We start from the raw sequence: 12,832 nt of genomic DNA on the forward strand, positions 1-12,832 counted from the left end.
CTATCCCTCATCCCTGGCCGTCACCGGTGTGATGTGCCAGCCCTCATTCTTCTTGCGGTAATAGGTATTGAGCAAGCGCGTCGTGATCGGCCCGGGCACGCCGGCGCCGATGGCCCGCCCGTCGATCCGGGTCACCGGGAACAACCCGCAGGAGGTGGCGGTCAGGAAGGCCTCCTCCGCCCCCAGCAGCGCCTCCGGCGTCAGCGCGCCGTAGCGGGCGGGGATGCCGAGCTCCGCCGCGATCTCGAACATGGTGCGGCAGGAAATGCCCTCCAGCACCCCCGATTCCGGGCTGAGCAGCGCGCCATCGATGACGGCCACGATGTTGAAGCCCGGCGCTTCCGCCACCAGCCCGTCGGTCGCCAGCAGGATCGGCGTGTCGAAGCCCGCATCCTTGGCGGCGAAGGTGGCGCGGATGAAATCGCCCCAATGGCTGTTCTTCCAGACCGGATTCACGGCGGAGGACGGGATGCGGTGGATATCGCGAACCAGCATCGCATCCTTGCCGCGTGCCATCTCCTCCGGCTGCCCGCGCAGGATCAGCGGCGTGACGGTGGCGAAGAAGGTGTTGCGGGACAGCGTCGGGTCGCGCGACCCCGGCACCGCCATCCCCCGCGTGCAGGCGAAATAGACCAGCGTGTCCTGAAGCCCGCTCTGCCGCACCAGGTCCATCAGCACCGCCCGCATCCCTGCGCGGTCCATGCCCGCATCCAGCCGGAGCCCCGCCATGGAGGCGAAGAAGCGGTCGAGGTGATCCTCCAGCCGGAAGAAGCCGCCCTTCCAGGTATGCACCACGTCATAGGTCATGTCGGCATACATCAGGCCGAGGTCGCGGACCGGGATCTTTGCCTCCGCCAGCGGCACCACCGCGCCATCGATGAAGCCGAGCGCCTTGCTGAAATCGGCGTTCTCCACGGTCAGGTGCGTGGGAACCTGCAACGCCTCGGTCATCAATCATCCTCGTGTCGACTCAGGATAGGGATCGCCGGCGCGCCGCGTCAAACCGCCGCCCCCCGGCTTTGCAGCCCCGCAACGGCGTCGCATGCTGCTTGTATGGAACCCCACCCCGCCCCGCCTGTCGATGACCTGGCCGCGGCAGCCACCGCCCTCGGGACGGGGACCGCCACGTCGGAGGGCCTGCTGGAAGCCTGCCTGGCGCGGCTTTCGGCGCACAACCCGTCGCTCAATGCCATCATCGCCACAGACCTGCCGGCCGCCCGCGCGGCGGCGGCGGAAAGCGGCGCGCGGCGCCGCGCGGGAAAGGCGATCGGCCCGCTGGATGGCGTGCCGTTCACCGTGAAGGACAACCTCTACGCCACGGGCTTCGGCGCGACCTGGGGATCGCGGCTGTTCCGGGATTTCGCGCCGGGGGTGGACGACCTTTGCGTCGCGCGCCTGCGCGCGGCGGGGGCGGTACTGGTCGGCAAGACGAACACGCCGGAATTCGCGCTGGCCGTGCACACCAGCAACCCGGTCTTCGGCACCACGCGCAACCCATGGAACCCGGCGATGGTGCCGGCCGGGTCATCGGGCGGCGCGGCCGCGGCGGTGGCGGCGGGCATGGCGCCGCTCGCCATCGGCACGGATGCCGGCGGCTCCATCCGGCTGCCCGCGGCCTTCACGGGCCTCAGCGGCTTCAAGCCGAGCACGGGGCGAATCCCCCGGCTGCACGGTTTCCCGCCGCTGTCGCTGGACTACCAGGCGATCGGCGTCATGGCGCGGGATGTCGCGGGGCTGCGGCTGGCGATGGCGGTGCTGGCGGGGCCCGATGCGCGGGACCGCGCCTCCCTCGCCTTCGGGCCGCTCGATGCGTCACTCCCTGCCGGCGGCACGCGCATCCGCCTGGTCATGCAGGCGCCCGGCGAGGGGACGGACCCCGCCGTGGCGGCGCTGCTGCGCGATGCGGCCGCCGTGCTGGCGGAAGCGGGATGCACCGTCACCGAGGGCGCCATGCCGGGCGATGCCACCGCGCTGCGCGACTTTTCCGCCGTGCTGTCCGCCGTCGGCGTCGCGCGCGTCGTGCAGGGGCATGAGGGGTGGCAGGACGCCGTGACCCCCGCCATCCGCGCGGTGGCCGAACGCGGCATGGCGCTGTCGGGCATCGACCACGCCCGCGCCCAGGACGGCCTGGCCGCCTGGCGCGCCAGCGTCGGCGCCGCGATGGGCGATGACGACCTGATCGTGACGCCCACCTGCCCGGCCCCGCCCTGGCCGATCGAGTCCGGCCCGCCCGCCACCGTGGGCGGCATGCCCGCCGGGCCGCGCATGCCGGTCGCCTTCACCGCCTTCGCCAATGCCATGGGCTGGCCGGCCATCTCCATCCCCTGCGGCCTGTCGCCCGATGGCCTGCCCATCGGCCTGCACCTCATCGGCCGGTACGGGCAGGATGCGCGCGTGCTGGCCCTGGCCGAGGCCTTTCAACAGCGCACCGCCTGGCACAAGGCGCGGCCGCCTTTGGGAGAAACGCCATGACCCTCACCCGACGCACCCTGCTCGGCACGCTGCTGGCGACGCCAGCCCTGGCGCAGGATGGCTGGCCCAACCGCCCCATCCGCCTCGTCGTGCCCTTCCCGCCCGGCGGGCCCACGGACATCATGGGCCGGCTGCTGGCGCAGGCGCTGGAGGTCGATCTCCGCGTGCCGGTCGTGGTGGAGAACCGCGCCGGCGCCACGGGCGCCATCGGCAGCGCCGCCGTGATGCAATCGCCGCCGGATGGCTACACGCTGGTGGTCGGCACGCTCGGCAGCCATGCGCTGCAGCCGCTGATCGCGAAGACGCCGGCCTATGACCCGCGGCGGGATTTCGCGCCCGTGGCCCTCTTCGCCACCATCGCCAACGTCCTGATGGTGCATCCCGGCGTGAATGTCCGCAGCGCCGGGGAGCTGGTGGCGCTGCTGAAGGCGGAACCCGGCCGGCACAATTACGGCTCCGCCGGCATCGGGTCGCCCATCCACCTCTCCGCCGTGCTGCTGGAAGCGGTCGCCGGCGTGCAGGCGCAGCATATCCCCTATCGCGGCTCCGCCCCGGCCATCCAGGACCTCCAGGGCGGGCGGCTCACCTTCATGTTCGACGCGGTGCCGAGTGCCATGGGCGCCATCCAGGGCAATGCCGTGCGGGCGCTGGCCGTCACCACCCCCAACCGCATCGCCGCGCTGCCGGACCTGCCGACCATGCAGGAAGCCGGCATCAGACCCTATGACGCCTATACCTGGAACGCCATCTTCGCGCCGCCGCGCACGCCGGAGCCCCTCGTCGCGCGCCTCAACGCCGCCATCGGCGCCATCACCGCCCGCACCGAATTCCGCGCCCGCGCCACCGCGCTCGGCGCCGATGCCGCGACCTCCACGCCCGAGGCGCTGCGCGCGCTGGTGACGGCGGAGATGGAGAAGTGGCGCGGCATCGTCGAGACCGCCGGCGCGCGGGAGAGCTGAGATGGAAGCCATCCGCTGCCTGGCCGACACGGCCGACGAGCTCGGCGAGAGCCCGGTCTGGGACCCGCGCGACCATTGCGTCTGGTGGCTCGACAACCTCAAGCCCGCGATCCATCGCTGCGACCCCGCCACGGGCGCGCATGCCGAATGGAAGCTGCCGGAATTCGTGGGCTCCATCGGGTTGCGCGCCAAGGGCGGCTTCATCGCCGGCACGCTGCAGGGCTTCGCGGTGATCGAGCCGGAGAAGGGTATCTTCGAGACCATCGCCCGGCCGGAGCCCGACCGCCCCGGCAATCGCATGAATGACGGCAAGGTGGATCGCCGCGGTCGCTTCTGGTGCGGCGGCATGAATGCCCGCTTCGTCGAGACCTATGAGCCCTCGGCCTCCCTCTGGCGGCTCGACCCCGATGGCAGCGTGCACCGGATGGAAACCGGCATCATCGTCGGCAACGGCATCGCCTTCAGCCCCGACGACCGGACGATGTACCTCTCCGACAGCAGCGCCAAGACCGTCTGGGCCTACGACTTCGACCTCGACGCCGGCACCATCGGCAACCGCCGGATCTTCCTCTCCGCCACCAACTTCCCCGGCCACAACGGCAAGGTCGATGGCGCGGCGGTGGATACCGATGGCTTCTACTGGGCGGCGCTGCCCTATGACGGGCTGCTGATGCGCTACGCGCCGGATGGGCGGATCGACCGCTGCTACCGCATGCCCTCCTCCTGCCCCACCATGCCGAGCTTCGGCGGCGCGGCGCATGACGTGATGTTCGTGACCACCGCGCGGAAATTCCTGAATGGCTGGCAGCGCGGCGTGCAGCGCTGGGAAGGCGCGCTGCTGGAGGTCACGGGCCTCGGCGTGAAGGGCCTGCCGGAACCCATGTTCGCGGGCTGACCGACCCGTGCTTCACTGCGATCCAACAACGGGAGATTTCACACCATGCGTCGTCGCGCCGCCCTGAGCCTTCTCGCCGCCCCCCTGCTGCTGCCGCGCCTCGCCGGCGCGCAGGCGCCCTGGGCGCCGACCCGGCCGATCAGCATGGTGGTCCCCTTCCCGCCCGGCGGGCCGACGGACCTGGCCGGCCGGGTGGTGCAGAACGGCATGCAGGCGGCGCTCGGCCAGCCCGTGGTGATCGACAACCGGCCGGGCGCGACGGGCGCCATCGGGTCCCGCTTCGTCGCCGGCCAGCCGGGGGATGGGCACACGCTGCTGGTCGCGGCCAGCGGCACGCTGACCATCAACCCCGTCATCATGCGCAACCCCGGCTATGACGTGGAGCGTGACTTCGCCCCGGTGACGCTGGTGATGACGGCGCCGAACATGCTCGTCATCCACCCCTCCATCCCCGCGCGGGCGGTGCAGGAGGTCGTGGCCTGGATGAAGACCATCCCGGGCGGCCCGGCCTATGCCTCCTCCGGCGTCGGATCCTCCGAACAGCTGGGGATGGAGCTGTTCAAGCTGCTGACGGGGACGGAGGCCGTGGCCGTGCCCTTCACCGGCGGGCCGGCGGCGGCCACCGCCGTGATCCAGAACCAGGCGCCGATCGCGGTGCTGAACGCGGCGACGGTCGGCGTGCATGTGGCCTCCGGCGCGCTGCGCGGCATCGCCATCTGCGGCCCGACGCGCTTCGGCCAGCTGCCCGACGTGCCGACCATGGCGGAGCAGGGGCTGCCGGACCATGTCTCCGGCTCCTGGACCGCCATCGTCGCCCCGGCCGCGACCCCCGCGCCCATCCTGGACCGGCTGAACGAGGTGATCGTGGCGGCGCTGAAGACGCCGGAGGTGACGGAGCGCCTGGCCCGCGTCGGCTTCGCCGTGGATGCGACGGACCGGCCGACCCTGGCGCGGCTGATCGCCGCCGACCTGGCGCGCTGGCGCCGCGTGGTGCGCGACGCCCGGATCGACCTGATCTGAGGCGCTACCGCGGCGCCCGGTTCTTCGGCACGTAGGGGCGCTTCGGCCCCCGCGGCGGCCCGCGATCGTCATGCCGCGGCGGCCCGGAAGGCCGGGGCGGCGCCCGGTGCGGCGCGGGGCGGCCGAGCGGCTCCACCTTGATTCGGTCGTCCTCGTCCCCCGTCGGGCGGGCGACGGCGGCCAGGAAGCGCTCCGCGGCCCAGGGGGCGATCTCGACCCGCGTCTCCCGGTCCAGCACATCGATGCGCCCGACCTCCCGCCGCGTCAGGTCGCCGCGGCGGCAGAGGAAGGGCAGCACCCAGCGCGGATCCGCCTGGGAATGCCGGCCGATGGACAGGCGGAACCACACACCCTCACCGCCGCCCGTGTCGCGCGGCGCGCGGGGCGCGGGCGGCGGCAGGGCGGTGATCTCCTCGGGCGCCGGCAGGGTGGAGCGCAGCGCGCGGAACAGCGCGGCCGCCACCTGTTCCGGGCTGCGTTCCGCCAGCAGCGCCTGGCCCAGCGCCACATCATCCTCATCCGCCGCCGCATCGGCCGCGTCCCGCGCCTGCGCGGCCAGGCGTTCCCGGTCCTTGGCATGGACGTCATCGGCACTCGGCGGGCCTGACCATTCGGCCTGGAGCCGCGCCATGGCCAGCAGCCGCTCCGCGATGCGGCGCCGCGAATGCGGCACCAGCATCACCGCCGTGCCCTTGCGCCCCGCGCGGCCCGTGCGGCCGGAGCGGTGCAGCAGCGTCTCCTTGTCCCGCGGCAGCTCGGCATGGATCACCAGGCCGAGGTCCGGCAGGTCGATCCCCCGCGCCGCCACATCGGTCGCGACGCAGACCCGCGCGCGCCGGTCCCGCAGCGCCTGCAGCGCGCGGTTTCGCTCCGCCTGGGTCAATTCGCCAGAGAGTGCGACGGCCGAGAAGCCGCGTTCCGAGAGGCTGCCATGCAGCCGCGCCACCTGTTCCCGCGTGTTGCAGAAGACCAGCGCGCCGGAGGCCTCGAACCAGCGGAGCGCGTTGACGACGGCCGCCTCCACCTCCCGCGGTCCCACCATCATGGCGCGATAGGCGATGTCGCCATGGCGCTCGCCCTCCGCCGTCGCGGCGATGCGCATGGCGTCCCGCTGGTAGGAGGCGGCCAGCGCCGCGATCTCCCGCGGCACGGTGGCGGAGAACATCAGCGTGCGGCGGGATTCCGGCGCCGCTTCCAGGATGGCTTCCAGATCGTCCCGGAAGCCCATGTCCAGCATCTCATCCGCCTCATCGAGCACGGCGGCGCGGAGCTGGGACATGTCGAGCACGTTGCGCTCCACATGGTCCCGCAGCCGCCCCGGCGTGCCGACGACGATCTCGGCGCCGATGGAGAGCATGCGCCGGTCGCCGCGCACTTCCGTCCCGCCGACGCAGGCGATGACGCGGGCGCCGGTGCCGCCATAGAGCCAGGTCAGCTCATCCCGCACCTGCTGGGCGAGTTCGCGGGTCGGCGCGATGATGAGGGCGAGCGGCGCGCCGGTGCGGCGGCCTTCCAGCACATCGGCGGCCATGGCCAGGCCGAAGGCCACGGTCTTGCCGGAGCCGGTCTGGGCGGAGACGAGCAGGTCCCGCCCCTGGGTTGCGGGGTCGAGGACAGCGGCCTGGACGGGGGTGGGTTCGGCGTAGCCGCGCTCGGCCAGGGCCTGGGCGATCGGCTGGGGCAGTTCGGGAAATGGCATTGTGCGCCCCCCCTAGCGCAGAAAGGGGCGCACCGCACGCATTACCGGAAGGCCGCGCATGGCTGCACCGCGCCACACGCTTGTCAGTTGAGGGCGACGCCCGCCCGCTTCGCCACATCCGTCCAGCGCGCGACCTCCGACCGCACATGCGCGGCGAAGGCCTCCGGCGCCAGGGCGGCCATGGAGGCACCGCCGGCTTCCAGCACGCGCTGGTATTGCGGCTCCGCCATCGCCCGGTTGACGGCGGCGTTGATGGTGGCGGTCAGCGCCGGGGGCAGGCGGGCGGGCGCGAAGACCCCCCACCAGACGCCGGTGACGTAGTCGATCCCCGTCGCCTCCCGCACCGTCGGCACATCCGGCATGCGGGCGTCACGCTCGGCGGAGGCGGTGGCGAGGAGGCGAAGCTGCCCGGCCTCGATCAGCCCGCGGGCGGAGGCGAGGGTCGTCACCACCAGGTCGATGCGCCCGGCGGCGGCATCGGTCTGCGCCTCCGTGATGCCGCGATAGGCCACGGCCTCCATGTCCAGATTGGCCGCCATTTTGAGCAGTTCGGTCGCGAAAAAGGAGGTATCGCCGGGGCCGGCGCCGCCGAAGCGCAGCATCCCGGGCCGTTCGCGCGCGATCCGCACCAGATCCGCCATGGTGCGGGCCGGGCTGTCCTTGCCGACGGTCACGATCATCGGCGCCACGGCGGCCTGGGCGATGGGGGTGAAGTCCGCCACGGGGTCATAGGGCAGGCGCTGCACGGCGGCGTTCGTCGTGAGCGACGACGACATGAAGAGCAGCGTGTAGCCATCCGGCGCCGATTTCGCGACCTGGTCCGCGCCGATCGCGCCCCCTGCCCCGCCCCGGTTCTCGACCACGAAGGGTTGCCCGAGTTGCGCGCCCAGCCGTTCGCACAGCGCGCGGCCCAGCACGTCATTGCTCCCGCCCGGCGGGAAGGGCACCACCATGCGCACGGCGCGGGTGGGCCAGGCCGGCTGCGCTGCCGCGATCCCCGGCAGCGCGCCCAGCGCGGCGGCGGTCAGCAACGTCCTGCGATCCATCATGCGGCGTCTCCGTCGATGCGTGCCGGCAGCCCCGGCGTGAAGGACCAGCCCAGCGCGGCCGAGAGCCCGGCGCCGAGCGAGAGCAGCCGTGCCTCCCCGAAGGGCCGCCCGACCAGCTGCGCCGCGACGGGCATGCCGTTGCGGTCGAGCCCGATCGGCACCGTGAGCACGGGCAGGCCGAGATAGGAGAAGGGGCGCGTCCAGCTGGTCAGCGCCGCCACCACGGGGAAGACGCGGCCCGCGCCTTCCATATCGGCCTCGATCCGCGTCGGCACGGGGATCGGGATGGCGGGGCAGATCAGCGCATCGGCATCGGCCATGACGGTCTGGAGAAAATCCTCCAGCATCCGGGCGCGGAGCGCGAGCGATTCCAGGTAGCGCTGGGCCGGGATGTGCAGGCCGGGTTCCGTCCGTGAATGCACGGCGGTGGAATAGTCGCCGCCCTGCGTCGCCATCCAGTGGCCGTGCAGCGTGGAGGCCTCGACCTTGGAGAGCACGTCGCCCAGCGCATCGCAGGCCGCGAATTGCGGGAAGGGACGGCGCGCGACGGGGCCGTGGAGCTCGGCCGCGACGCGCAGCAGGTCCTCGATACGCGCGGCGATGTCGGCATCCATCGGCCCGGGATCGGCGAGCGTGACGAGGCGCGAGCCCGCCGCCGCGGTCGCGATCCGCGCGGCATAATCGGGCACCGGCGCATCGAGCGCGGTCGGGTCCCGCGGGTCCGGCCCGGCCAGCGCGCCGAGCATCAGTGCCGCATCCTCCGCCGTCCGCGTCATCGGCCCGACGCAGTCGAGGCTGTGCGCCCGCGGGAAGCAGCCGGCGCGGCTGACGCGGCCATAGGTCGGCTTCAGCCCGAACAGCCCCTGCATGGCCGCGGGCAGGCGGATGGACCCCCCGGTATCCGACCCCAGCGCCCCATAGACCGCGCCGGACGCCACCGCGGAGCCGGAGCCGGAGGACGACCCGCCGGAGATGCGATCCGCGTCCCAGGCATTCGTGCAATCCCCGAGATGCGGGTTCTGCCCCGTCGGCCCCGCCACGAACTCGTTCAGGTTCAGCCGCCCGAGATCGACCGCGCCCGCTGCTTCCAGCCGCGACAGCGCCGTCGCATCCCGCGCACCCGGCGCGCTGTCCGCCAGCAGCTTCGACCCCACGCCCATGGCGGCGCCCGCACGCTCGAAGCAATCCTTATGCGCAAGCGGCACGCCATGCAGCGGGCCGCGGAGGCGCCCCGCGCGCAGTTCCGCATCCAGCGCCCGCGCCTGGTCCAGCGCGCGATCCGCGAGAATCTCGACGAAGGCGTTGGTGACGGGCTGCACCGTCTCCGCCTGCTCGATGGCGGCAAGCGTCACTTCCAGGCAGCTCACCTGCCGCGCGCGAATGGCGGCGGCAATCTGCGCCAGCGTCAGCTCAAGCATTGGCGGGATCGGCGTTGCGCAGCAGCGCCGCCGGGAAATCCGCAGGCTGGTCGCTGAAATGCAGCGCCGGGCGGGCGAGGTCCCGCACCGCCTTGTTCAGCCGCACCACCTCCCGCGCCACGGCCTCCGCGCCGGCGCGGCTTTCGATCCCGTGCAACTCGCGCACGGAAATCCCGACCAGCCGCGCGATCTCCTCGCTCATGATGCCAGCGCGAGGATGCGGCGCGCGCGGATCAGGATGGGCTCATCCACCATCATGCCATCCACGGTGAAGGACCCGCGCCCGTCCCGCGCCGCCTCCTCCGCCGCCGCCAGCTGCCGCCGCGCCAGGTCCACCTCCTTCTCGGAGGGCGAGAAGCCCGCATTCAGCACCGGCACCAGCGCCGGATGGATGCAGGTGGCGCCCACGAAGCCGGAACGCTTGGAGCGCGCGACCAGGTCGCGGATGCGATCCGCATCCCGGTAATCCGCGACGGTGCCGAGCGTGCCGAGCGGCGCCACCCCCGCCGCCACCGCGGCCAGCACCATCTGCCGCTTGGCCAGCACGATGAGGTCGTCGTCGGAGGCAGCGTTGCATTCCAGCGCCAGGTCCTCCGCCCCCACCAGCAGCCCCGCCACCATGGACGACGCGCGCGCGATCGCTTCCATCTGCGGCAACGCGGCCGCGGTCTCGATCATCGGCACGATCACCATCTTCTGCCGCGCCTCGGCCAGCACCTCCGCCGCCAGGCGCACATGGTCGGGTCCCAGGCACTTGGTCAGCAGGATTCCATGCGCGCCCGCTTCCGCCGCCGCTTCCATGTCCGGCACGGCGAGCTTCAGCGGGCGGTTGATGCGCACCAGCACATCGGCGCCGCCGGAGGCCGCCATCGGCACCGCATCCTTCAGCGCGGCGCGGGCTTCCAGCTTGCGGTCATGCGGCACGCTGTCCTCGACATCCAGCACCACCGCATCGGCGCCGGCACCCGGCGCCTTGGCGACGAAGCGCGGCACATTGGCGGGGACATACAGCATGGAACGCCAGACGCGGGTCATCAGACAATCTCTCCGTGCAGGATCACGCCGGCGGCACGCAGCCGCGCGACTTCGGCCTCGCCCAGCAGGGGCACCAGCAGCGCATCATTGTCCTGGCCCAGCCGCGGCGCCGGATTGCGCAGGATGCCCGGCGTGGCCGACAGGCGCGGCACCTCCCCATGCATGGGCAGCCAGCCATCCGGCATCTCGGCGTCCGGCACCTCGATCAGCGCCTCCCGCTGCGCGGCGTAGTCGTCGGCATCGATATCCTCGACATCCATGATGGGGCCGATGGTGACGCCGTCGCGGTCGAATTTCTGCAGAGCCTCCTCCCGCGTCATCAGCGCGATAGCGTCGCGGATCACGCCGTCGATGGCCTCGATGTGCCTGAGGCGATCGGGGTTGGTGCGGAAGCGCGGGTCGTCAACCAGCTCGGGCCGCCCGATGCTCTGCATCAGGCGCACGAAGACCGCCTGGGTGGAGGTGGACAGGCTGAGCCAGCCGCCATCCTTCGTGCGATAGGCGTTGCGCGGCGCGGTGTTGGTGCTGCGGCTGCCCGTGCGTGGCTTCTTGCGGCCCATGATCCGCCAGTTGGCCATCTGCGGTTCCAGCACCGCGAAGATCGGCTCGAACAGCGAGAGGTCGATGACCTGCCCCTGCCCCGTCCTCTCCGCGTGATGCAGCGCGATCATGGCGGCGGAGGCGCCGTAGAGGCCCGCATAGGCATCCGCCATGAACATCGGCGGCAGCACCGGCTCCCGATCCTCGAAGCCGTTGATGGCGGCGAAGCCGGAATAGCCCTCCACCAGCGTGCCGAAACCGCCCTTGTGGCGGTACGGCCCCGTCTGCCCCCAGCCGGAGACGCGGACGATGACGAGCTTCGGGTTAATGGCCAGCAGCGTCTCCGGCGCCAGGCCCATCGCCTCCAGCGTGCCGGGTTTGAAGCTCTCGACGAAGATGGAGGCGGTGGCGGCCAGGCGCTTCACCACCTCGATCGCGTCGGGGTTGCGCAGGTCCATGCAGGTGCTGCGCTTGTTGCGGCACCAGGTCTTCCACGCCGTCTCCACGCCGTCGACCTTCCAGGCCCGCAGGCTGTCGCCCGCCGGCGGCTCCACCTTCACCACCTCCGCCCCGTGATCGGCCAGCACCTTGGTCAGCATGTTGCCGGCGACGAGCCGCGCCAGGTCCACCACGCGCAGCCCATCCAGCGCGCCCTTCGCCGCCGGGTCGAAGTCACGCCGCCGCTTGCTGGATCGCGGCTTCGAAGGGGTATCGCCCACTGACAGGCCTTCGGATAGGGTGGTTGTCCGTACAACGGTAGGCGCGGCCCCTCACGGGGTCAATGCGAGGGCAGGATGCACTACGAGGTGAAGCGCGACTTCGTCGGCTATGGCCGCCACACGCCCGATCCGCGCTGGCCGGATGGCGCGCGCATCGCCGTGAACTTCGTCCTGAATGTCGAGGAAGGCTCCGAACCCTCCGTGCAGGATGGCGAGGGCTTCACCGAGAACAACCTGACCGAAGCCGCCGCCCGCGCGCAGATTCCCCGCGGCCGCGACCTGGCGGCGGAGGGCATGTTCGAATACGGCAGCCGCGCCGGCTTCTGGCGCATCCTCCGCGCCTTCGAGGAACGGAAGCTCCCCCTCACCTTCTTCGCCTGCGCCCTGGCGCTGGAACGCAACCGGCCGATCGCGGAGGCGATCCGCGACAGCGGCATGGACATCTGCAGCCATGGCTGGCGCTGGGTGAAGCATTACGAGATGGACGAAGCGGAGGAACGGTCGCAGATCGCCCGCGCCGTCGCGAGCTTCAAGGCCACCACGGGCATGACGCCGGAAGGCTGGTATTGCCGCTACGGACCCAGCGTGAACACGCGCCGCCTGGTGGCGGAGCATGGCGGCTTCCTCTACGACAGCGACTATTACGGCGACGAATTGCCGCATTGGGTGACAGTGCAAGGCAACCCGCATCTCGTCGTGCCCTACACCATGACGACGAATGACGCGCGCCACTTCGGCGCGGCGACCACCTCCGACGACTGGTTCCATTTCTGCCGCGACCATTTCGACGTGCTCTACGCCGAAGGCGCGGTGGGGCGGCCGGTGATGATGTCGGTCGGCCTGCATTCCCGCATCACCGGCCAGCCCGCCCGCGCCGCCGGCCTGCATCGCCTGCTGGACCACATGGCAGCGAAGCCGGGCGTCTGGATCACGCGGCGGATCGACATCGCCCGCCACTGGGTCCAGACGCATCCCTATCCCGGCCGCGGCCTGAACGAGTAAGGGCTTTGCCCGCCCTCAAGCGCC

12 protein-coding genes and 1 pseudogene are annotated in these 12,832 nt (G+C 72.0%); 5 read left to right on the forward strand and 8 right to left on the reverse strand.

What is annotated here, in order from left to right; genetic code table 11:
* Positions 1 to 951 carry an aminotransferase class IV gene (locus JJI54_RS14555; protein WP_203073723.1) on the reverse strand — a complete coding sequence of 317 codons (951 nt, stop codon included), beginning with the start codon at positions 949 to 951 and terminating at the stop codon, positions 1 to 3.
* 102 nt (positions 952 to 1,053) lie between these two features.
* Between JJI54_RS14555 and JJI54_RS14560 the strand changes: the two genes are divergently transcribed.
* From JJI54_RS14560 to JJI54_RS14575, 4 genes are read left to right on the forward strand one after another with little or no spacing between them, the layout of a single operon-like run.
* Entirely contained in the window at positions 1,054 to 2,472 is a 1,419-nt protein-coding gene (locus JJI54_RS14560) for an amidase (protein WP_203073724.1), read from the forward strand.
* Positions 2,469 to 3,431 carry a Bug family tripartite tricarboxylate transporter substrate binding protein gene (locus JJI54_RS14565; RefSeq protein WP_203073725.1) on the forward strand — a complete coding sequence of 321 codons (963 nt, stop codon included), beginning with the start codon at positions 2,469 to 2,471 and terminating at the stop codon, positions 3,429 to 3,431. The genes JJI54_RS14560 and JJI54_RS14565 overlap by 4 nt, the downstream gene beginning before the upstream one ends.
* Before the next feature lies 1 nt (position 3,432).
* Complete coding sequence (locus tag JJI54_RS14570) at positions 3,433 to 4,326, forward strand: SMP-30/gluconolactonase/LRE family protein (RefSeq protein ID WP_203073726.1); 894 nt, start codon at positions 3,433 to 3,435, stop codon at positions 4,324 to 4,326.
* 45 nt (positions 4,327 to 4,371) lie between these two features.
* Entirely contained in the window at positions 4,372 to 5,346 is a 975-nt protein-coding gene (locus JJI54_RS14575; RefSeq protein WP_203073727.1) for a Bug family tripartite tricarboxylate transporter substrate binding protein, read from the forward strand.
* A 4-nt stretch (positions 5,347 to 5,350) separates the two neighbouring features.
* Here JJI54_RS14575 and JJI54_RS33170 read toward each other — a convergent pair whose 3' ends face one another.
* The 7 genes and pseudogenes from JJI54_RS33170 to JJI54_RS14605 all read right to left on the reverse strand — a co-directional run bounded on the left by JJI54_RS33170 (position 5,351) and on the right by JJI54_RS14605 (position 11,806).
* Positions 5,351 to 5,854 (reverse strand): DbpA RNA binding domain-containing protein, encoded by a 504-nt coding sequence (locus tag JJI54_RS33170; protein WP_456305588.1) that lies wholly within the window; start codon positions 5,852 to 5,854, stop codon positions 5,351 to 5,353.
* Between the two features lie 249 nt (positions 5,855 to 6,103).
* Positions 6,104 to 7,045 (reverse strand): annotated as a pseudogene (locus tag JJI54_RS33175) (DEAD/DEAH box helicase); the annotation flags it as partial.
* 83 nt (positions 7,046 to 7,128) lie between these two features.
* Complete coding sequence (locus tag JJI54_RS14585; RefSeq protein WP_226381765.1) at positions 7,129 to 8,094, reverse strand: Bug family tripartite tricarboxylate transporter substrate binding protein; 966 nt, start codon at positions 8,092 to 8,094, stop codon at positions 7,129 to 7,131.
* Positions 8,091 to 9,512, reverse strand: a complete 1,422-nt coding sequence (locus JJI54_RS14590) for an amidase (protein WP_203073729.1) — start codon at positions 9,510 to 9,512, stop codon at positions 8,091 to 8,093. Before JJI54_RS14590 ends, JJI54_RS14585 begins: the two co-directional genes overlap by 4 nt.
* Positions 9,505 to 9,714 (reverse strand): hypothetical protein, encoded by a 210-nt coding sequence (locus JJI54_RS14595; protein ID WP_203073730.1) that lies wholly within the window; start codon positions 9,712 to 9,714, stop codon positions 9,505 to 9,507. Before JJI54_RS14595 ends, JJI54_RS14590 begins: the two co-directional genes overlap by 8 nt.
* The gene (locus tag JJI54_RS14600) at positions 9,711 to 10,547 is read right to left on the reverse strand and encodes an HpcH/HpaI aldolase/citrate lyase family protein (protein ID WP_203073731.1); all 837 of its coding nucleotides are present in this window, start codon (positions 10,545 to 10,547) and stop codon (positions 9,711 to 9,713) included. The genes JJI54_RS14595 and JJI54_RS14600 overlap by 4 nt, the downstream gene beginning before the upstream one ends.
* Positions 10,547 to 11,806 (reverse strand): CaiB/BaiF CoA transferase family protein, encoded by a 1,260-nt coding sequence (locus JJI54_RS14605; RefSeq protein ID WP_203073732.1) that lies wholly within the window; start codon positions 11,804 to 11,806, stop codon positions 10,547 to 10,549. The genes JJI54_RS14600 and JJI54_RS14605 overlap by 1 nt, the downstream gene beginning before the upstream one ends.
* 87 nt (positions 11,807 to 11,893) lie before the next feature.
* Between JJI54_RS14605 and JJI54_RS14610 the strand changes: the two genes are divergently transcribed.
* A complete protein-coding gene (locus JJI54_RS14610; RefSeq protein WP_318987512.1) occupies positions 11,894 to 12,808 on the forward strand; it encodes a polysaccharide deacetylase family protein in 915 nt (304 codons plus the stop codon).
* Positions 12,809 to 12,832: the final 24 nt, after the last annotated feature.

Source organism: Falsiroseomonas ponticola (assembly GCF_016805305.1).
Taxonomy (GTDB): domain Bacteria; phylum Pseudomonadota; class Alphaproteobacteria; order Acetobacterales; family Acetobacteraceae; genus Falsiroseomonas; species Falsiroseomonas ponticola.